The organism is Mycobacterium sp. Dal123C01 (assembly GCF_052566995.1).
Genome location: NZ_CP199580.1, coordinates 3212384 through 3232550 on the forward strand (window position 1 = coordinate 3212384; position 20167 = coordinate 3232550).

18 protein-coding genes and 1 tRNA gene are annotated in these 20167 nt (G+C 65.4%); 13 read left to right on the forward strand and 6 right to left on the reverse strand.

Features of this window, described 5'->3' with window-relative positions; all coding sequences use genetic code 11:
* Nucleotides 1–82 precede the first annotated feature (82 nt).
* On the reverse strand, nucleotides 83–2065 hold the full coding sequence (locus tag ACTXG5_RS15210; RefSeq protein ID WP_445159599.1) for a TPM domain-containing protein: 1983 nt from the start codon (nucleotides 2063–2065) through the stop codon (nucleotides 83–85).
* 118 nt (nucleotides 2066–2183) lie between these two features.
* Here ACTXG5_RS15210 and ACTXG5_RS15215 point away from each other — a divergent pair, with 118 nt between their 5' ends.
* The 3 genes from ACTXG5_RS15215 to dnaG are packed head-to-tail and all read left to right on the forward strand — an operon-like array spanning nucleotide 2184 to nucleotide 6066.
* Nucleotides 2184–3461: a deoxyguanosinetriphosphate triphosphohydrolase gene (locus ACTXG5_RS15215; RefSeq protein WP_445159600.1), complete on the forward strand. Its 1278-nt coding sequence runs from the start codon at nucleotides 2184–2186 to the stop codon at nucleotides 3459–3461.
* A 41-nt stretch (nucleotides 3462–3502) separates the two neighbouring features.
* A complete protein-coding gene (gene sodC, locus ACTXG5_RS15220) occupies nucleotides 3503–4099 on the forward strand; it encodes a superoxide dismutase[Cu-Zn] (protein WP_445159601.1) in 597 nt (198 codons plus the stop codon).
* Between the two features lie 44 nt (nucleotides 4100–4143).
* Nucleotides 4144–6066 (forward strand): DNA primase, encoded by a 1923-nt coding sequence (dnaG, locus tag ACTXG5_RS15225; protein WP_445159602.1) that lies wholly within the window; start codon nucleotides 4144–4146, stop codon nucleotides 6064–6066.
* On the opposite strand, the gene ACTXG5_RS15230 is transcribed toward dnaG, so the two are convergent.
* Nucleotides 6041–6319 (reverse strand): hypothetical protein, encoded by a 279-nt coding sequence (locus ACTXG5_RS15230; protein ID WP_445159603.1) that lies wholly within the window; start codon nucleotides 6317–6319, stop codon nucleotides 6041–6043. The two genes, dnaG and ACTXG5_RS15230, sit on opposite strands and share 26 nt — an antisense overlap.
* A 175-nt stretch (nucleotides 6320–6494) precedes the next feature.
* On the opposite strand from ACTXG5_RS15230, the gene ACTXG5_RS15235 reads away from it, so the two are divergent.
* From ACTXG5_RS15235 to ACTXG5_RS15260, 6 genes are all read left to right on the forward strand, one after another.
* Nucleotides 6495–6570 (forward strand) — tRNA-Asn (locus tag ACTXG5_RS15235).
* A 455-nt stretch (nucleotides 6571–7025) separates the two neighbouring features.
* Complete coding sequence (locus tag ACTXG5_RS15240; RefSeq protein WP_445159604.1) at nucleotides 7026–8015, forward strand: AMP-binding protein; 990 nt, start codon at nucleotides 7026–7028, stop codon at nucleotides 8013–8015.
* A gap of 135 nt (nucleotides 8016–8150) precedes the next feature.
* Nucleotides 8151–8600 carry a class I adenylate-forming enzyme family protein gene (locus ACTXG5_RS15245; protein ID WP_445159605.1) on the forward strand — a complete coding sequence of 150 codons (450 nt, stop codon included), beginning with the start codon at nucleotides 8151–8153 and terminating at the stop codon, nucleotides 8598–8600.
* Nucleotides 8600–9286 (forward strand): TetR/AcrR family transcriptional regulator, encoded by a 687-nt coding sequence (locus ACTXG5_RS15250; RefSeq protein WP_445159606.1) that lies wholly within the window; start codon nucleotides 8600–8602, stop codon nucleotides 9284–9286. The genes ACTXG5_RS15245 and ACTXG5_RS15250 overlap by 1 nt, the downstream gene beginning before the upstream one ends.
* The gene (locus ACTXG5_RS15255; protein ID WP_445159607.1) at nucleotides 9283–10113 is read left to right on the forward strand and encodes an SDR family NAD(P)-dependent oxidoreductase; all 831 of its coding nucleotides are present in this window, start codon (nucleotides 9283–9285) and stop codon (nucleotides 10111–10113) included. Before ACTXG5_RS15250 ends, ACTXG5_RS15255 begins: the two co-directional genes overlap by 4 nt.
* 93 nt (nucleotides 10114–10206) lie before the next feature.
* A complete protein-coding gene (locus tag ACTXG5_RS15260; RefSeq protein WP_445159608.1) occupies nucleotides 10207–11019 on the forward strand; it encodes an enoyl-CoA hydratase/isomerase family protein in 813 nt (270 codons plus the stop codon).
* A gap of 236 nt (nucleotides 11020–11255) precedes the next feature.
* Here the strand turns inward: ACTXG5_RS15260 and ACTXG5_RS15265 are convergent, their stop codons facing one another.
* From ACTXG5_RS15265 to ACTXG5_RS15280, 4 genes are all read right to left on the reverse strand, one after another.
* Nucleotides 11256–11534 carry an ANTAR domain-containing protein gene (locus ACTXG5_RS15265; protein ID WP_445159609.1) on the reverse strand — a complete coding sequence of 93 codons (279 nt, stop codon included), beginning with the start codon at nucleotides 11532–11534 and terminating at the stop codon, nucleotides 11256–11258.
* 344 nt (nucleotides 11535–11878) lie between these two features.
* Nucleotides 11879–12559, reverse strand: coding sequence for a serine O-acetyltransferase (cysE, locus tag ACTXG5_RS15270; RefSeq protein ID WP_445159610.1), 681 nt, complete (start codon nucleotides 12557–12559; stop codon nucleotides 11879–11881).
* Between the two features lie 2 nt (nucleotides 12560–12561).
* Nucleotides 12562–13494 carry a cysteine synthase A gene (gene cysK, locus ACTXG5_RS15275; protein WP_445159611.1) on the reverse strand — a complete coding sequence of 311 codons (933 nt, stop codon included), beginning with the start codon at nucleotides 13492–13494 and terminating at the stop codon, nucleotides 12562–12564.
* Nucleotides 13481–14749, reverse strand: coding sequence for a thioester domain-containing protein (locus ACTXG5_RS15280; RefSeq protein ID WP_445159612.1), 1269 nt, complete (start codon nucleotides 14747–14749; stop codon nucleotides 13481–13483). The genes cysK and ACTXG5_RS15280 overlap by 14 nt, the downstream gene beginning before the upstream one ends.
* Before the next feature lie 366 nt (nucleotides 14750–15115).
* On the opposite strand from ACTXG5_RS15280, the gene ACTXG5_RS15285 reads away from it, so the two are divergent.
* The 4 genes from ACTXG5_RS15285 (at nucleotide 15116) to ACTXG5_RS15300 (ending at nucleotide 20163) form a co-directional block, all read left to right on the forward strand.
* Entirely contained in the window at nucleotides 15116–16039 is a 924-nt protein-coding gene (locus ACTXG5_RS15285; RefSeq protein WP_445159613.1) for a family 2A encapsulin nanocompartment shell protein, read from the forward strand.
* Entirely contained in the window at nucleotides 16026–17945 is a 1920-nt protein-coding gene (locus ACTXG5_RS15290) for a family 2A encapsulin nanocompartment cargo protein cysteine desulfurase (RefSeq protein ID WP_445159614.1), read from the forward strand. The genes ACTXG5_RS15285 and ACTXG5_RS15290 overlap by 14 nt, the downstream gene beginning before the upstream one ends.
* A 605-nt stretch (nucleotides 17946–18550) precedes the next feature.
* Nucleotides 18551–19318, forward strand: coding sequence for an MlaE family ABC transporter permease (locus ACTXG5_RS15295; RefSeq protein ID WP_445159615.1), 768 nt, complete (start codon nucleotides 18551–18553; stop codon nucleotides 19316–19318).
* Nucleotides 19315–20163 carry an ABC transporter permease gene (locus tag ACTXG5_RS15300; protein ID WP_445159616.1) on the forward strand — a complete coding sequence of 283 codons (849 nt, stop codon included), beginning with the start codon at nucleotides 19315–19317 and terminating at the stop codon, nucleotides 20161–20163. The genes ACTXG5_RS15295 and ACTXG5_RS15300 overlap by 4 nt, the downstream gene beginning before the upstream one ends.
* Nucleotides 20164–20167: the final 4 nt, after the last annotated feature.

A 20167-nucleotide genomic window follows, 5' to 3' on the forward strand; every position in this document is an offset into this window, starting at 1 on the left:
AGGTAGCTAAAGAACAGTGGCCTAAGCGATTTCGATCGGAGGGGCGCGCCGAATCATCGGTGCGCCTTTATTGCTGCCGCGGTCAGAAACGCCCGCCGCCGCCCATGAAGCCGCCGCCGGAGCCACCCGGCGACGAGTGCGCAGAGCCGCCGAACGACGTGGGGCTCCAGCCGCCGAATCCGCCTCGCACCCCTCCGCTGAGGAGGTCGCCGATGATGATCCCGCCGAGCATTGCGCCGGTGTCATTGCCCCCGCGGCGGGTGTAAGCGCGCTGAGCGGACACCACGTCGGCGTTGGCCAGCGACTGCGCGTTGGCCGCCAGCGCCGACGCCGCATTGGCGTGGGCAATCGCCTCGGTCGGGTTGGTCGACTTCTTGTCGTGTGCGGCTTCGAGATGCCGTTCGGCTTCGGCGAGCCGAGTTCGAGCATCGGGCCCGATACCGCCGCGGCGCGTGTCGATGTACTCGGCGACACCTCGCACCCGTGCCTGGGCGGTGAACAACGCCTGTTCAAGCGAACGATTGAGTCGTTCGGCGTCCGCCTGTTCCTTGGCCAGCGTGGCCAACAGCCGGTTGAGATCGGCGTCGGCCCTGGCCACTTGTGCGAACGTGCCCAGCGGATCGGCGGATCCGCCGCCAGCCGCGTCAACGGCTCTGGTGGCGGCGTCGCGGGCCGCGACCAGCTCGCTGGTATGCGCGGATTTGGGTTTCTCCCTTTGCAATTGCTCGGTGGCGTGCTGGATGCCCGCCTTGATGTCGGTCAGCACCGACGGCAACGTATCGACGGCATGCCGGATGTCGTCGGCCGCGCTGTCCACCGCGTCGAGTAGAGCGCGAGCCTGTCCGAGCGCCGACTCGGTGGCGCGCACAGCATCGACCAAACCGCCCTGCTGTCCGCTGACGGCGTGGTCGGCCAGCGCCCGGGCCGAGCTGATATTGCGGTCGGAGAAGGCCAGCCGCTCCTTGACGGTTGCGATATTGCCCGACACCGAAGTCAGTGCCGCAGGGCCGAATTCCTTGTTCAGCTCGACTAGCCGCTGTTTGGCCGGCTCGACGCGAGCGGTGAGTTCGACGACCTGCTGGGTCAAGGCGTCGAGCCGCGTCGCGGCGTTGACCACCAGATCCCGTAACTTCTCGAACGCCTCGGTTTGTGCTTCCAGTTCGCGGTCGGCGCCGGCCGCTGACACGATCACCTGGGTGAGCAGCTCGCGTCGCTGCGCCGGCGTCTCGGGTGTGGCGTCGTCGAGTTGTTGGCGCACCGTAAAAGCTTGGGACATAGCCACTTTGGCATTATTGACGGCCGCAGTGAAAGGCTCGGTGCGCGGGGCGCCGAACTCGTCGATCGCCAGGGCGAGTTCGTTGGTGCTGGTGCGCACCGCGTTGTCGACCTCCACCACCATCGAGCGCGACAAGTCGTCGAGTGCGCCCAGCGGCACGGCGGCCAGCGCGGTCGGGTCGGTCGGGTCGACTCGCCGGGCGGCTGATAATTCGGCGGCACGGCGTCGCCCGCGGCGATAACGCATGACGAGCCCCAGGGCCACCACCGCGATCACGATCCCGCCGAGGGTGGCCAGCAACCAGACGCGGCTCGACGAATTCGGCTTCGAATTGAGGCCGTTCGCCGCCGAAACTGCGGCCCCACTCCAGTCACCGTCGCGCAGAGCGGGTTCGATCTGGTTATAGCGAAGGTCGTCCACCTGAGTTTGGGTCACGCCCTTCACCCCGGACGGCACCAGAAAGGCATACGCGCGTCCGGTGGTGCTGACGGCGAGCAACGCGTCATACGTACCCAAGTCGCTCTCGTGGATGGTGCGCTGCCCCCAGCTCGCCGCGCTCTGGCCGGAGAAGTCGTTGACATAGACCACCCACAGCCGGATGTGGCGGTCGGCGTAGAGCTTGTCTACGGCCGCGGCCACGTTGGCGCGACCGGAGACCGACAGTGCGCCCGCGTTGTCGGTGACATACCCCGGCAGCCGGAACGGGGGCTGCGCGCCGGCCGTCGGCGCCAGCAGCAGCCCGGTGATGAGCATTGTCAGGATCACGCCGAACAGGCGGCCAGTGCGCATACGTCAATTTAGCCTCGCGACAACACCGGTCCGCACGGCGAGGCGGGGTCCCGAGCCCGGATGCGGCGCGAGGCAGAGCGGGGCCACTTCCCGGCATTCCCTGGCAGACTGTGCGTCGGTGATCACGAACCCGCAAGACCCATACGACGACTTCGACCGTCAACGACGGGCAGCTGAAGCGCCGAAGACCGCGGGCTTGCCGGGCACGGAAAGTCAGCACCGCAGCGACTTCGCCCGGGATCGGGCGCGGGTGCTGCACAGTGCCGCGTTGCGCAGGTTGGCGGACAAGACGCAGGTTGTCGGGCCTCGTGAAGGGGACACCCCGCGCACCCGGCTGACGCACTCACTCGAGGTCGCACAGATCGGCCGCGGCATGGCCATCGGGCTGGGCTGCGATCTCGATCTCGTCGAGCTGGCCGGGTTGGCCCATGACATCGGGCATCCGCCCTACGGACACAACGGCGAGCGCGCGCTCAATGAGGTCGCTGACAAGTACGGCGGCTTCGAGGGCAATGCCCAGAATTTCCGGATCCTGACCAGCCTTGAGCCCAAAGTGCTTGACGATCAAGGCAATAGCGCGGGACTGAACCTCACTCGCGCTTCGCTGGACGCGGTCACGAAATATCCGTGGACGCGTCGTGACGGGCTGGGAAACGGGAGACGCAAGTTCGGGTTCTACGAAGAGGACCGTGAGGCGGCGGACTGGATGCGCGCAGGTGCCCCGCAAGGCCGAATGTGCCTGGAAGCACAGGTGATGGACTGGGCCGACGACGTCGCCTACTCGGTGCACGACGTCGAGGACGGCGTCGTCTCACAGCGCATCGATCTGCGGGTACTGGCCGATGACGATGAGGCGGCGGCCCTGGCCAAGCTGGGGGAGAGTGAATACTCCCGGGTGAGCGCCGACGATTTCATGGCCGCCGCGCGCCGGCTGTCGGGGCTTCCTGTGGTCGCCGCGGTCGGCAAGTACGACGCCACCCTGGTCGCCGCGGTCGCACTCAAGCAGCTGACCAGTGAATTGGTCGGCAGGTTCGCCTCGGCCGCGATCGCGACGACGCGTGCGGCCGCCGGTCCCGGGCCGCTGGTGCGTTTCCATGCCGTTCTGCAGGTGCCGGATTTGGTGCGCGCCGAAGTCGCCTTGCTGAAGATTCTGGCGCTGCAGTTCATCATGTCCGACCCGCGACATCTGGAAACTCAGGCGCGGCAGCGCGACCGCATTCACCAGGTGGCGCAATGGCTGTATGCCGGGGCGCCGCGAACGCTTGATCCGATGTTTGCTTCGACCTTCACCACCGCCGCCGACGACGGCGCCCGGTTGCGGGTCATCATCGACCAAATCGCCTCGTACACCGAAGGTCGGCTGGAGCGAATCGATACCCACCCGACGAGCCCCTGACGGCACTTTTCGGCCGGAGTCCACAAGGTTAGGCTGCGGGCATGAGCAGAAACACCGCCGTTGCCGCCCTGTTGTCGTTTCCGATCGTGGCGATCAGCGCCTGCAGTTCGCCCCAGCACGCGAGCACCCAGCCGGGCACCACTCCAGCGGTCGTCAGCGGCTCGCCGGCGACATCGAGCCCGGCGCCCAGTGGCCAAGCCCTCTCCACCCAACTAAAGGCTCCGGACGGTCGGCAGGTGGCCACGGCCACCATCGACGTCACCAACGGCTACCTCACCGTCACCGTCAAGACGGACACCCCCGGCATCCTCGCGCCCGGTTTCCACGGCCTGCACGTCCACGAGGTCGGAAAATGTGAGCCCAATTCGGTCGCTCCGACCGGTGGGCCGCCCGGAAACTTCCTGTCCGCCGGCGGCCACTACCAGGCGCCCGGGCATTCTGGAAAGCCCGAAAGCGGCGACCTGACGTCGCTCGAGGTGCGCCAGGACGGGTCCGCATACCTGGTGACCACCACCGATGCGTTCACCCGGGACGAGCTACTGGCTGGAAACAAGACGGCCCTGATGATCCATGGCCCGCAGGACAGCGATATGGCGATGGACCGCGTTGCCTGCGGCGTGATCGGCCCGGCCAGCTGAGCTGGTCGTCACCGCTGCAGGATCCGGCGTCCTAGACTAGGCCGATGGCTGGCCGGATCTCCGATCGCGATATCGCCGCCATCCGCGAACGTGCCCACATCGAGGAAGTCGTCGGCGACTACGTCCAGCTGCGACGCGCGGGCGCGGACTCGCTGAAGGGCTTGTGCCCCTTCCACAACGAGAAGTCCCCGTCGTTTCATGTCCGCCCCAACCATGGTCACTTCCACTGCTTCGGCTGCGGCGAAGGCGGTGACGTGTACGCGTTCATCCAGAAGATCGAACACGTCAGCTTTGTCGAAGCCGTCGAACTGCTCGCGGACCGGATCGGGCACACGATCACCTACAGCGGCCCGGCCACCAGCGTGCAGCGCGATCGCGGCAGCCGCAGTCGGCTCATCGCCGCGAACGCCGCCGCGGCCGAGTTCTATGCGGCGGCGCTGGAGTCCGACGAGGCGGCACCGGCCCGCCAGTATCTGACGGAACGAAACTTCGACGCCGAGGCCGCCCGGCACTTCGGCTGCGGATTCGCGCCGTCGGGGTGGGAGACGCTGACAAAACATCTGCAGCGCAAGGGTTTCGAGTTCAAAGAGCTCGAAGCCGCCGGCCTGTCCCGGGAGGGGCGCCGCGGGCCGATGGACCGCTTTCACCGCAGGCTGCTGTGGCCCATCCGCACCTCGGCCGGTGAAGTGATCGGCTTCGGTGCCCGGCGGCTGTTCGATGACGACCCGATGGAAGCCAAGTACGTCAATACGCCCGAGACGCTGCTCTACAAGAAGTCGTCGGTGATGTTCGGCATCGACTTGGCCAAACGCGACATCGCCAGGGGACACCAGGCGGTCGTCGTCGAGGGCTACACCGACGTGATGGCGATGCATCTGGCCGGGGTCGCCACCGCGGTCGCGTCGTGCGGCACCGCATTCGGCGACGAGCACCTGGCGATGCTGCGCCGCCTGATGATGGACGACAGCTTCTTTCGCGGTGAACTGATCTACGTGTTCGACGGCGACGCGGCGGGCCGCGCGGCCGCGATCAAGGCCTTCGGCGGCGAGCAGAATCTGGCGGGGCAGTCCTTTGTCGCGGTCGCCCCGGACGGCATGGATCCCTGCGACCTACGGCTCAAGTCCGGCGACGGGGCGCTGCGCGACCTGGTGGCACGACGAACCCCGTTGTTCGAGTTCGCGATTCGCACCGCGATGGCCGAGTTCGACCTGGAGAACGCCGAAGGCAGGGTCGCCACGCTGCGCCGCTGCGTACCGATGGTGGCCCAGATCAAAGACCCCACGCTGCGCGACGAGTACGCCCGCCAGCTCGCCGGCTGGGTTGGTTGGGCCGACGTCGCGCAGATCATTGACCGGGTGCGGACCGACGCGAAAAACTCCCAGGCCCCCGCGGCCCGGGGCAGTTTCGCACCGAATGCGCGCCGTCGAGGCGCCGAGCAGCCGGCCGAAAGCGGCCCGGCCGAACCCGCCGCGCGTCCTGACCCGCGCGACCCCACACTCTGGCCGCAGCGCGAGGCGCTCAAGTCGGCGTTGCAGTACCCGGCGTTCGCCGGCCCGGTGTTCGACACGCTGACCGTCGAGAGCTTCACCCACCCCGGGTATGCGGCCGTGCGCGCGGCCATCGACGCGGCCGGCGGCACGTCGACCGGAATCACCGGCGCACAGTGGATCGATGCGGTGCGCCAAAAGACCACGTCGACTCTGACCGCCAGCCTGATCAACGAGCTCGGGGTGGAGGTTGTCACCGCCGATGACGAGAGACTGCCCCGCTACGTCGCCGGGGTGCTGGCCCGTCTGCAGGAGGTCTGGATGGGCCGGCAGATCGCCGAGGTCAAGTCCAAGCTGCAGCGCATGTCACCCGTTGAGCAAGGCGACGAGTATCACGCGCTGTTCGGCGACCTGGTCGCGATGGAGGCATACCGTCGCAGCCTGCTGGAGCAGGCTAGCGGCGACGATCTGACGGTGTAAGGGCCTGATCGGCCGGCCGCTCGACTTCGCGCTGCACCACGGCCGTCTCGTTGTCGATCTCGGCCACGGTGACAAACCCCGCGTCGGGTGAGATCCGATTCGCGATCTTGCGGCGCCCGCCTTCGATCACCGACTGGGCCATCGGACTACTGGTCAGCGTGCGATACGCAGCGGCGAGCTGCTCGTATCGCCGGCGTCCGGCTTTCGAGCCCAGCACGTACCCCAGCCCGAGCACGACGACATATCGGATCAAAGCGCCCCTCCCACGAACGTGCGGATGCGTCCATCCTGCCTCACCCGGCTGGGAGCGCGCGCCCCCGATCGATCTAGCTGGGAACGAGGGGCCGGCCCTGAACTTGGGCGACCGTGTGTCGGTACGCTAGAGTCGTCCAGCGATCCGCGCCAGAGTTCGCGTGGACACCGGTTATTCCCCTGTAGCTCAATTGGCAGAGCATTCGGCTGTTAACCGAAGGGTTGGTGGTTCGAGTCCACCCGGGGGAGCCACGTCAGATACCGGCGACCCTTTCCGTCAAGGCCGGAGCTGAAGGATTCACCGAGCCAGCCCGCTCCGTGCGCACGCCAAGCTCTAAACCCTGGGGTTCTTAATCAGTCGAGAGTTGGTCATCGGCCCTCTGGCGCGTCGTGGGGCATCGTGGCCGGAGCTCCCGACAAGCGTTACACACAGCGCTAGGCGACAAAACCTTGTCACCTGGACACCCGGGAACCGTTGCCGAACAGCCGGCCGGTAGGACTCTGCCGCGGCGGCCGCCCAAAGGTGTAGCGGCGCAACCCCATTACCGCCATCGCTGTGCCTGCGATCACCATCCGCGGCGAATACGCCGCGCGCGCATCGCAGCCGACCGGATCCGTGGGACGTGTGGGCGCGTCCGTCCAGTGCGGGCGCCGCTCCGGATCGGACCGGATTGCTACGGTTAGTCGAATAGTTTACGATTCGTAAGATGAAGGGAAATCTCGTCCAGTGGTTTGAGAGGCTCGGCTACCCCGCGACGTGGCTCGCCGAGGCCGAGCGCTACGCGCTGGACCGCAGCATGAGCTACGGCGAGCTGCACGAGCTCGTCGGTCGCGCGGCCGCCGTCCTGCGCGGGTGCGGAGTGAGCCGCGGCGACGTCGTTGCCGTGATGGTGCCCACCTCAGCGATGCATTGGGTGATCTTCTTCGCGCTCGCCCGCCTCGGTGCGGTGCACTGCGGCGTCAACGTCATGTACCGCGCCGAGGAGGTGCGCTTCCTGCTCGATGACGCCGCGCCCCGCGTCATCATCTGCCTCGACCAGCTACTGCCTGTCATCGAGCAGGCGGCGGACGGGCGCAGCCAGGCGACTGTGTTCACCGTGTCGATCACCGATCTGGCCGACCCTGACTTCGTCCCGTACCCGGGGCTGGACGCGTGGTGGCCATCGCCCGAGCGCCGGGCCGGCGCCGCGCCGGCACTTCTCGACGAGATGATGGCGGCCCAGCCGTTGCTGGACCCCGCTCGCGTCGCCGACGTGCGAGAGCAGATCGGCCAGATCGTGTACACGGCCGGCACCACCGGCCGTCCCAAGGGCGTCCTGCAGTCCCACTACAACCTGATGCACAATGCCGTCACACACACGTTGGCCATGCCGGGTGTGAGCATCCCGGTTACCCTGTCCATCCTGCCGCTGTTCCACACCGGGGGCTTCTTTGTGTATTCGCTGCCGACCTTTGTGCGTGGGGGGACTGTCATCCCGCGGCCGTTGTTCGACCCGGGCGATGTGTTGCGCTGCGTGCAACGACATTCGCTCAACGTGCTCTTCGGTCCGCCCACCTTCTACGTGGCCCTGTTGAAGCACGGATTGAATCACACCGATCTGTCGGGCATTCGGGTCTGCTCGACGGGCGCGGCCCCCATCCCTGCGGCCTTGCCGCAGCGATGGGAAGCGGCGACAGGAACGGGGGATGGGGGATGAGCGAACTGAACAGCCTCGGGACGTTCAATGGTCTGCCCGGTAAACCCACTCCCGGCACGCTCGGTGTGCCGGTCGTCGGAGAGATGCGGGTCACCGTCGACGGGTCTGTGGTGGCTCGTGAGGTCGAGGGCGAGATTGAGTTCCGCGGCCTGCAGGTGTCCAAAGGCTATCTGGGCAGGCCAGAGGACACGGAGGCGGCGTTCGGCGCCGACGGGCTGGCTGCGCACTGGCGATATCGGCTACCTCGATCAACACGACGCCCTGCGCTACGTCGACCGCAAGAAGGACCTTCTGTTCGTCTCCGGTTACAACGTCGCGCCAGCGGAGATCGAGGCGACGCTGCTGCAGCATCCGCGAATCATCGATGCGGCTGTCGTGGGGGAGGACGATCCTTATCGCGGTGAGATCCCGGTCGCTTTCGTCGTCGGCGACGTCACACCCGACGAGGTCGAATCCTATGTCCGAGAACATCTTGCGGCCTTCAAGGTGCCGCGCAGAGTCGAGGTGGTCGACGCATTGCCCAAGAATGCAATGGGGAAGACGCAGAAGCAGGAATTACGCGCGAGGCGAACGGAGCAGCAGTGATGGCGCGAGCAAACGAGTTATCGGTGGTGGCGCGCGGCCGGCGCGAGCGTGAGCGTATCGCGCGACGGGACAGCATCCTGGCCGCAGCGCAGGAGACGTTCAGCACGCGGGGGTTCGCCGGTTCCACGATGGAGGAAGTGGCGCTTCGGGCCGAGATCACCAAGCCCACGCTCTATGGATACTTCCACACGAAAGACGAGCTGCTGCTCACACTGATGCTTCCGGTATTCGCCGACATCGGGACCCAACTGCAGGCCGTCCAGCGAGACCTCGAGGCCGGGTTGATCGGCAGCTGCCACGAACTGATCCGCGAGTACCTCGACGCGGTGCTCACCCCATACCGCACCGACCCGGCACAGTTTCGGCTTACTCAACTACTCCATCAGACCCGGCTGGTGGAGACCCTGGACCCGGCCACCGTCGCCGCCCTGGATATCCAAGGGCGACAGGACTTTACGCTGGCGCGCTCGATCCTGCGCACCGCCGTGCAGAAAGGGTTGATTCGGGATGTGCCGGTCGCGCCGCTTGCGGACGTGATCTGGGGCATCGTCGTCGGGACCATCCAGGTCGAGGACATCAAGAACCGCACCGGCGGTCACCCGCAACACACCGCCACGCTGAAACTCGCGGCCGACCTGCTCACCGCGGCCCTCACCCCCCACCAGGCCGAGGGAGAACAGCGATGACCGAGGACCTCACCGGCAAAGTCGCGATCGTCACCGGCGCCGCCCGCGGCATCGGCGCTGCGATTGCCCGACAACTGTCCGCGCGTGGTGCCACGGTGGTACTCGCTGACATCGACGACGTCGAGTTGCGCTGTGCGGCTGCGGAATTGCCGGGGCCTTCGACACCGGTGGCCGTGGACCTGACCGCCCCTGAGGCCCCGGGCACGGTTGTCGATACCGCAGTGCGTGCGCACGGCCGCTTGGACATCGTGGTCAACAATGCCGGGTACACCTGGGACGGCCCAGTGCACACGATGTCGGACGAACAGTTCCAGGCCATGCTCGACATCCACACCGTCGTACCTTTCCGCCTACTGCGTGCGGCGGCCAAGCCGATGCGCGCTGCCGCCAAGCAGGAGATCGCCGCGAATCGGCTCGAGCACCGCAAGGTGGTCAACGTGGTGTCGCTGGCCGGCCTGATGGGCCAGGGCGGCCAAATCAATTACTCCGCCGCCAAGGGCGCGACAATCGCGATGACCAAGGCGCTGGCCAAGGAATGGGGACACCTTGGCATCAACGTCAATGCGGTGGCCCCCGGCTTCATCGAAACGCGGCTGACCGCCAGTCCGGAGCCCGACAACCGTATCGACGTCGGCGGCCGAACACACCAACTCGGCATCTCGAACGCCGTACGCGACACTGCAATAGCCACCAATCCGTTGGGACGTGTTGGTCTGGCCTCTGACATCGCAGAAGCGGTCGCATGGCTAGCATCACCCGCCTCCGACTACGTCCAGGGCCACGTGTTGACCGTCAGCGGGGGCCAAATCGGTGGGATGACGTGCTGAACCCGTAAGTCCGGTGTCGCGCAGCCGTCTTCGAGCAAACTTTACGACTAGCGAAATTACTTAATTAGACGTTCATTATTGAAAGGATTCCCAGTGACTGACGCACTCACCGAGACCGACGTCGTCAAATACGAGGTGCGAGACCACATCGCCATCGTGACCCTGAACCGGCCAGACCAACGCAATGCGTTCGACGTCGAGCAGTCCGCCGCCACGCTAGCCGCCTGGGACCGCATCAAAGCCGATCGCAACATCCGCGTTGCGATCATCACCGGCGAAGGCTCCGCGTTCTCTGCCGGTGCGGACTTAAAGAAACTCATCCCCTACATCCGAGACGCCAGCGACGAGGACAACCGCCGCCGCGCATTGGAAGGACCGGGATGGGCGGGAGTCTCAGGTGGCTACACGATCAACACGCCAATCATCGCCGCGATCAACGGCGACTGCATCGCCGGTGGGCACGAACTCGCCGAGTTCTGCGATATCCGGATCACCGTGCCGCACGCGCGATTTGGCCATCAGGAGATCAAGTGGGGGCTGATGCCCGGCGACGGCGGTTGTTCACGACTTTCGCGCATCATCGGGCTCGGCCGCGCGATGGAACTGATCCTGACCGGCCGAATCTACGACGCCGAGGAAGCACTCCGAATCGGCTTCGTCACCAAGATCGTCGAACCGCAGCACCTCATGCGGGACGCCATCGCCATCGCACAAACGATCGCCTCCAACGGCCCACTGGCGGTACGAGCCGCCAAACAAACCATCCTTCGTGGAGTCGGCCGGCCGTTGAACGACAACATCCCCTTCGAAACCGAGACATTCAGCTACCTGTGTAGGTCCGACGACTGGGCGCGGGGTCAGCGTGCATTCCTCACCGGCGAGAAGCCGGATTTCCAGGGCCGATAAGACGCGCGCACAGTGCCCGAAACCGCTACGGCTGCCCAAGACGAAGGTCGCCCGATTCGCTTCGCCGAAAGCCCGCCAACCAAGGGAGGTGGCATTTTGTCAACGCTGCCTTCACTGACCCCCGGCCGAAACACGCTGCTGTGGCCGAAGTCCGTCGCGGCGTTCTGGCTGCGCACGCGTCGCGTGCGACGAGCCGATGTTGATCGGCTGCGTGCCTAGTCGACGTGCGGACACTCTCACAGCAGGTAAGTCAGGCCCCATTCCCGCTCGGCGGCGAGCTGAGCGGCGATGTCCGCCTTGGGATCGCCGTCTCGGCCGGCTAGGGCTACCAGGGCGTCGGCTAGGGCGAAGATCGGTACCCGGTGCCGCTCGCTGACCGAGATCAGTTCCCGGAAGGCGGCATGAGAGTTGCACCGGCGCCAGCCGACGATTATCCCTACCGCCGTGTCGAGAACGCGAATGTCTGGCCTGCGCCCGGGGCGCAGTTGTGGCTGGCTAACTAGGCTTTCGATCATCTGATCTCCTGGTCGGAATGTGTCTCAAAGTTGGTCTAACGCCGAATTGGCGAATGCCGTCGAAATAGCATGAAAGGCAAGGGAATCAAGTAAAGCGTCCGGACTGGGGACCGACACGAGGTGTCACCCACTGACCGGCGTCAGGCAGTCAACGACAACAGCGCGCTGCCAGGCAGCGGCGAACGACTAAGCGTTCCGTGAACTGTTGCATCACACCACTATAGGACATTCGCGTCGCACCAGGCGCATTCAAATTGTTTGGCTCACAACCGATTTAAACCTTGCTCGGGCCTCGGCCTCCGGTATCCTCAGCGCGCACATTCGGCCGAGTGGCCCAATAGCCCTCAGATGGAGAAGTCCTCGCCGTGCCACACTCCGGCTTCCGGCGGCCGGATGACCCGGCCACTCTGTGGACTTTCGCTCTGAGCCTCCAGCCTCGCCACCCTGCTGAGCAACTGTTGCAGGCTGACACCCACCAGATCCGGCAGTGAATCGTCCTCGCCGGCCGGGCCGGATCGGCTCACGATCTGCCCGGGCACGCCGACGACCACACTGCTTGACGGAACTTCTTTGACCACAACGGCATTGGCGCCGATGCGGCTGTCATCGCCGATTTTGATCGGGCCGAGTATCTTGGCTCCGGCACCGATGATCACGCGGTCGCCGATGGTCGGGTGGCGTTTCCCGGGATCCGTGCTGATGCCGCCGAGCGTCACGCCGTGGTAGATCGTGACGTCATCGCCCACTTCGGCGGTTTCGCCGATCACGACGCCGGTGGCGTGGTCGATGAACAACCGGTTGCCGAGCACCGCACCGGGGTGGATTTCCACCCCGGTGAAAATGCGGGTCAGCTCCCCGACGATCCGTGCGGCGACACGCGCGCCACGGGTCCACAGCCAATGGCTGATCCGGTGGCCCCACAGGGCGTGTACGCCGGGATAGGCGAAGATGACTTGCAGCGCTGTCGGCCGGGCCGGGTCGCGCTCGATGGCAGCCTGGATGTCCTGCCGTATCGCCGCAAGCATGGTTATTGGGCCGCGTCGTCAAACAGCGGCGTGCTCAAATACCGCTCGCCGAAGTCGGGGAGGATCACCACGATGAGTTTCCCGGCGTTCTCGGGGCGCCGTGCCACCTGCAGGGCCGCCACGGTGGCCGCACCCGAGGAGATGCCGACCAGCAGTCCTTCTTCGCGGGCCAGCCGCCGGGCCAAGTTGACCGAGTCGTCGTTTCCGACGGTGATGATCTCGTCGACCAGATCCAAATCGAGCACCGGCGGGATAAATCCGGCGCCGATGCCCTGGATCGGGTGCGGGCCCTTCTTGCCGCCGGAGAGCACCGGTGATGCGGCCGGTTCCACGGCCACGATCTGCACCGATGGTTTGCGTTCCTTGATGACCTGGGCCACCCCGGTGATGGTGCCGCCGGTGCCGACTCCGGACACGAAGATGTCGATCTTCCCGTCGGTGTCGCGCCAGATTTCTTCGGCGGTGGTCTTCCGGTGAATGGCGGCGTTGGCCGGGTTCTCGAATTGCTGAGGCACGAAATAGCGCTGGTCGGTCTTGGCGAGTTCCTCGGCCTTGGCGATGGCGCCGGGCATGCCGTCTGGGCCGGGAGTCAGGACCAGTTCGGCACCATAGGCCAGCAGTAATTTGCGGCGCTCGATGCTCATCGTCTCGGGCATGGTCAGCACAAGCTTGTAGCCGCGTGCCGCGGCGACCTGCGCCAGCGCGATGCCGGTGTTTCCGCTCGTCGGCTCGAGAATGATGGTGTCCGGCTTGATCAGACCGGCTTCCTCGGCCGCGTCGATCAGGGCTACCCCGAGCCGGTCCTTCACGCTGGCGGCCGGGTTGAAGGATTCGAGCTTGGCGACGACGTCCGCGCCTGCTCCGTCGGTGACCCGGTTCAACCGGACCAGGGGGGTATTGCCGATTAGTTGCGTGATGTTCTCAGCGATGCTCACAAACGCCATTCCAGCGAATGTCGAAGTGGATTGCAACGTCGGCGGGCACGGCGAGGGCCACCGGAGTGAATTGTTCCGGCGCGTCGGGTGCCACTCCGGCCAAAACTTTCCCGGCGATTTGGTGCGAAGGTGTCGCGGTCAGCGTCGTCGCCGAGGTGCCCGGCGCCGGGCGCAGGTAGAAATCGGTACCCGGTTGGACGATCCCATCGATGGCGAAGCCGTCGGCGTCAACCAGCGAGTGACCGTCGGCAACGTTGAGTGTCAAAGGGATTCGCACCCGAAATGGGCCTACGAGCTCTGGTCCGGCGGTGGCCTCGGTATCGACGAGGACGGGCTCGTCGGCTTCCTGCGGTGCCTTGAGCGCTCCGGAGAGTAGGTAGTTGTAGAGGTGCACAACGCGGTCGGCATTGCGGTAGTGGCGCGTACCGGTCAGCCAGAAGCTCACGTGGCCGATCCTGGGTGTGGTGCCGGCCTCTGCCTCGACAATGAGCCGGTAGTAGCGGTAGCCGTGTCCGCGGTGACCGTGGCTGCTGCTCGACAAGGTGCTGCCTATTCCCAACGCGCGTTGGTAGCGACCCTTGGCTGGACTCGTCGTCAGTTGTGAGCCGGAAACATCTTGCCAGTCAACGCCATTGGCCGACTTCTGCAGTCGCAGTGTGACGGCGCTGTCGGAGGCGGTCCACACCGAGTAGCCGCCGAGTTGGGGTTGGCCGTCGAATTCGAAGGTGATCACCGGTCCGGGTGCCCGGTGCACCGCGACAGGAATGTTCAGCGGCTTGGTGTCCAGGGCCAAGCCGTTGGTCAGGTACCAGATCGCGGCCTGGGTAGCCGCGATGGCCTCGTGTTCGTCGAGATTGGCGTATCCCAGCGGGTAACCGGCCTGGCGCAACTGTTGACTCAGGTCCACGGTCGTGCGCATCGGATACGAGTGGCGCAGAATCCAATCCACCTCGGCTTCATAGTCGCGCCTGCGCAGATGCGGCAGCGCCGACCAGGTCCCCACGCGGTAGCGCGACGGCAGGTGCGGTGCGATGCCGGCGAAGTCCAGTGAATACGCGCGCAGGTTGGGGTTGAGCCGGATCAGGTCGGTCCGCGCGGTGCTGCCGTCGCTGAACACGATCTTGTCGACGGTGTGGGAGTACGTGCCGCCTCGGTAGCGCGTCATGTGCGGTAGCTCGGTCGCCGGCTGGACCAAGATGCGCTGGCGGGTAGCCACCGGCGTCAGTGCGCGGCTAGATATGGATAACACGGTCATGGCTGGTTGTTCTTCCCGGAAGATTTCGACTGTTGCGCGCTTTCGTACGCGCGGGCTTGGACGCCCGCTAGCGGGAAAAAAGCGCGACGATTACAACGTCAGAATTGGGTCGTCAGGAAATCAACAACAGCAACAACAGTCCACGGCAAGGCAGCGCGAGCGGATGAGGCGCAGCTGTGCAGCGTGGTGCATTCGACCACTATAGGGCATCATCGCGACCAGGCTCGTTCGACGACTAGTGCCCACCCCGCGGTCGAAAAAATCTCGATGAGTTTTACACTTGCCTCGGCTCAATGCGGCGCTCTCGGTTGGTGGCCTGTGGCTCTACATCCGTGCTAGGTAATCAACAACGACGGAAGGACCAACATGACGTCGGCTCAAAATGAGTCTCAGGCACTGGGGGATCTCGGTGCCAGGCAGCTCGCCAACGCGACCAAGACTGTTCCGCAGCTATCGACCATCACCCCTCGCTGGCTGCTGCACCTGCTGAGCTGGGTCCCCGTCGAAGCGGGTATCTACCGGGTCAACCGGGTGGTCAACCCCGAGCGGGTCGCCGTGACGACGCAAGAGGGCGACTCCCTCGACACTCCGCTGGAAGAGACCTTCGTCGACTACGAGACCAGCCCGCGCGAATACACGCTGCGGACGATTTCGACGCTGCTCGATGTCAGCACCCGGGTCTCCGACCTCTACTCCAGCCCGCACGACCAGATCACCCAGCAGCTGCGGCTGACCATCGAGACCATCAAGGAGCGCCAGGAGTTCGAGCTGGTCAACAGCCCCGAGTACGGCTTGCTGGCGCAGGCGACTCCGGAGCAGACGATCCAGACGCTCGGCGGAGCGCCGACGCCGGACGACCTTGACGCGCTGATCACCAGGGTGTGGAAGACGCCCAGCTTCTTCCTGACGCACCCCCAAGGCGTTGCCGCGTTCGGGCGCGAGGCCACCTACCGCGGTGTCCCACCCGTCGTCGTCAGCCTGTTCGGCGCGCAGTTCATCACCTGGCGTGGCATTCCGTTGATCCCGTCGGACAAGGTGCCGGTGGAAGACGGCAAGACCAAGATCATCCTGGTGCGCACCGGCGAGGAGCGCCAAGGAGTGGTGGGCCTGTTCCAGCCGGGCCTGGTCGGCGAGCAGGCACCGGGTCTGTCAGTGCGCTTCACCGGCATCAACCAGTCGGCGATCGCACGGTATCTGGTCACGCTTTACACGTCCTTGGCTGTGCTCACTGACGACGCGCTCGCCGTCCTCGATGGTGTCGCTGTGGACCAGTTCCATGAGTACAAGTGAGTACCGGTCGGTAGACGCCGAAAGCGACCTGCCGGTCAGCGCCGCGGAGCTTGCGGCGCTGGCCACGCAGCTGTACGCGGCAAGCGTCCGGCCGGGGCCGGACAGCCCGCCGCAGACAGTGCCGGTCGCCCCGCGCGGAAACGTGCCGGACACCACGGCCGCGGCATCGGCGGTCCGGGCGGCCGCCGGGACGTCGGATCCGTTCCCGGCACCGCTTCCGCCGATCGGCTTCACCGACATCTACCTGCCCGCTCCGACGTCTCCCGGGCCTGAGGGGCTGCCGCAAGCGGTGCCCGTCGCCCCACGCGGCAGCGTCCCGGATACGACGGCGGCGCCGTCGGCCGCCTGGACGACCGCCGGGGTCGCCGATCCCTACCTGCCGCCGGGTATCGCCGACCTCAGCGCCTTCGCTGTCCCCACGGAGGGCCTCGTCTCGACACAGCCGGGTGTGCTGGCCGGCTCGGGGCCGAGCGCTCCGGTGGCCCCGCGCGGCTCATTGCCTTATTCGGGGCCTTATTCGGGAACCGAATGGCTACCCGAGGCGCCGTCGGTCGTCGACGTCGGCTGGTCTGACGCGGTGCCCGCCGCGCCGGCTGCGACCGCACCGGCCGGTGACGGGTACGACTACCACTTCCTCACCGGAGCCGACCCGGTCCCGGAGTTGCCCGACGACCACGAGATCTTCGACGTCAACGCGATCCGGGCGGACTTCCCGATCCTGAAGGAGACGATCAACGGGAAGCCGCTGATTTGGTTCGACAACGCGGCGACGACCCAGAAGCCGCAGGTGGTCATCGACCGGCTGTCGTACTTCTACGCTCACGAGAACTCCAACATCCACCGGGCGGCGCACGAGTTGGCGGCCCGGTCGACCGATGCCTACGAAGAGGCCCGCGAGACCGTGCGGCGGTTCATCGGGGCACCCAAGGCCGAGCAGAACATCTTCGTGCGTGGCACCACCGAAGCCATCAACCTGGTGGCTTACGCGTGGGGCGGCAAGCACCTGGGCCCGGGCGACGAGATCGTCATCACCCACCTGGAGCACCACGCCAATATCGTTCCTTGGCAACTGCTTTCGCAGCAGACCGGTGCCATTCTGAAGGTTGCGCCGGTTGATGAGGCCGGTAACCTGCTGCTCTCGGAGTTCGAGGACCTGCTGGGTCCGAAGACCAAGCTGGTGGCAGCGACCCAAGTGTCGAACGCGCTCGGCACGGTGACGCCGGTGGAAAAGATCGTCGAGCTCGGTCACCGATACGGCGCGCGAGTGCTGATCGATGGCGCTCAGTCGATTCCGCATCTGCCAATCGACGTCGCCGAACTCGGTGTCGACTTCTTCGTGTTCTCCGGCCATAAGATCTACGGCCCCACCGGGATTGGTGTGCTGTACGGGTCCGAGGAGGCGCTGGCCGAGACGCCGCCGTGGCAGGGCGGCGGCAACATGATCGCCGACGTCACCCTGGAACGCTCGCTGTACCAAGGACTTCCCAACAAGTTCGAGGCCGGCACCGGCAACATCGCCGATGCCGTCGGATTGGGCGAGGCGCTGCGCTATGTCGAGCGGGTTGGCATCGAGCGCATCGCGGCCTACGAGCACGCCTTGCTCGACTATGCGACCCCGCGCTTGGCCGACATCCCCGGTGTTCGCCTGATCGGCACCGCGGACGAGAAGGCCAGCGTGCTGTCCTTTGTGCTGGCTGGACACGAGCCGCTCGAGGTGGGCAAGGCGCTCAACGCCGAAGGGATTGCGGTCCGGGCCGGACATCACTGCGCGCAGCCAATTTTGCGCCGATACGGCCTGGAAGCCACGGTTCGTCCGTCGTTCGCCTTCTACAACACGTTCGAAGAGATCGACGTGTTCCTCAAGGCGGTGCGCCGGATCGCCGAGGGTGGCTCGAACGTCGGCTAGCGGGCGGCGAATATGAGTGCCGCCGTGTTTGCTACGCAGCGGGCCTAACCGGGCGGAAATCGCGTTGCCGACCAAGTAATTGCGCTCGGTCTGAACGAAACTGTTGCTTTGGGCTTCACTTATCGCCGATTGTGACGTGCGGCGGCAATAGCCGTACTCCGACGGCGGCCGCGAATGCTCAAGTGGGTTTCGACATGGCGGAAACAAATTCGCGCAGCGCTTTCAGCCTCAGCGCCAGCGAACGGTCCGGCGTCGATTTCTGCCGTCGCCACGATCGCCTTGCCATTCCGAGCTTGGCGGCGCGCTGGCCGGGTCGCCGTCGCGCCCCACCCTGAGGGCGAGAGCCTCTGTCTGAACGCGGCGGCCGCCGGCCGACCGCGTTATCGCTATCGGCCAGATTTCTTCTGGTTGATTGCAACTCTAACGTCGGGCATCGGTTTGCCCGTAAATTTTTGCGATGTTCTATGTGTACAAACTGACGGCGCGGTCCACGTGTAAACAATGCTGACCCTTACCGGGCCGGCTAGTTACAGGCGAGTAAAAATCATTACGAAAACGGGGGACCGCATGAGCCGAATGGACCGTCTGCGTTCTGGACGGGTTCGATGAACGGCACGGCCATAGCAAAGCCCATGAATGCGCTGGGCGAATTTTTTATGCTCAGCGCCGAAGCATTGGTGACCATGCTGCGGCGGCCGTGGGCCTGGCGCGAGATTCTCGAGCAGATCTGGTTCGTCGCCCGGGTGTCGATTTTTCCGACCATCATGCTCTCGATTCCGTACACGGTGCTCATCGTGTTCGTCCTCAACATTTTGCTCGTCGAGATTGGTGCCGGGGATCTCTCTGGCGCCGGCGCGGGCCTGGCGTCGGTGACCCAGGTCGGGCCGGTTGTCACGGCGATGGTCGTTTCGGGCGCTGGGTCGACCGCGATGTGCGCCGACTTGGGTGCGCGCACCATCCGTGAGGAAATCGATGCGATGAAGGTTATCGGCGTCAATCCCATTCAGGCTCTGGTAGTTCCGCGTATCATCGCCGCCACCTTCGTTGCGGTCCTGCTGTACTCGGTGGTCGCGGTCACCGGATTGGTCGGTAGCTACGTCTTCGTGGTCTTCGTTCAGCACGTCACGCCCGGTGCCTTTATTGCCGGGATGACCCTGGTCACCGGTCTGCCGCAGGTGGTGATTTCGCTGATCAAGGCAACATTGTTCGGGTTGTCCGCGGGATTGATCGCCTGCTACAAGGGCTTGTCGGTGGGCGGGGGCCCGACCGGCGTCGGGAACGCGGTGAACGAGACCGTGGTGTTTTCCTTCATGGCCTTGTTCTTCATCAACATCCTGACTACCGCGCTGGGAGTGAAGGTGACTGCCAAATGACCAGTGTCGCGCGTGAGCCCTCCTGGTTCGTCACTCTTGGCCCCAGGCTGGTGGTTTCCACCCGCAAGCTGGGCGAACAGACCCAGTTCTATGGGAAGTCTTTGGCCTCCACCGGAGATGCGGTACGGCGCTACCCGGGAGAACTGCTGCGGCTGATCGCCGAAATGGGTATGGGCACCGGTGCGCTCGCAGTGATCGGGGGCACCGTCGGCATCATCGGCTTCCTCACCCTGACCACCGGCGCCCTTGTTGCGGTACAGGGCTACGACACGCTGTCCAACATCGGGGTCGAAGCGATGACCGGCTTTCTGTCGGCCTTCTTGAACGTCCGAATGATCGCGCCGTGCACGGCCGGGTTGGCATTGGCCGCCACGATCGGTGCCGGAGCGACGGCGCAGCTGGGCGCGATGCGCATCAACGAGGAGATCGACGCGTTGGAGGTGATGGGTATCCGTTCGGTCACCTATCTGGCATCCACGCGGATTATCGCCGGCGTCCTGGTCGTCATCCCGCTCTACGCCGTCGCCGTGCTGATGTCGTTCATCGCGGCTAAGTTCCTCACGATTTATGTTTACGGCCAGTCCCGTGGCGTCTACGAGCACTACTTCGCCACGTTCCTGCGGCCTAGCGACTTGTTGTGGTCGTTCTTATCGGCGCTGACGATGGCGACCGGTGTGATGGTCGTGCATACCTACTACGGTTTCACCGCCTCGGGCGGTCCCGCCGGTGTGGGGGAGGCCGTCGGTCGTTCGGTGCGGTCATCGATGATTGTGACGGCGTTTGTGTGCCTGATGATTTCGCTATCTGTGTACGGGCAGTCCGGCAACTTCAACCTGGCGGGGTAGCCGT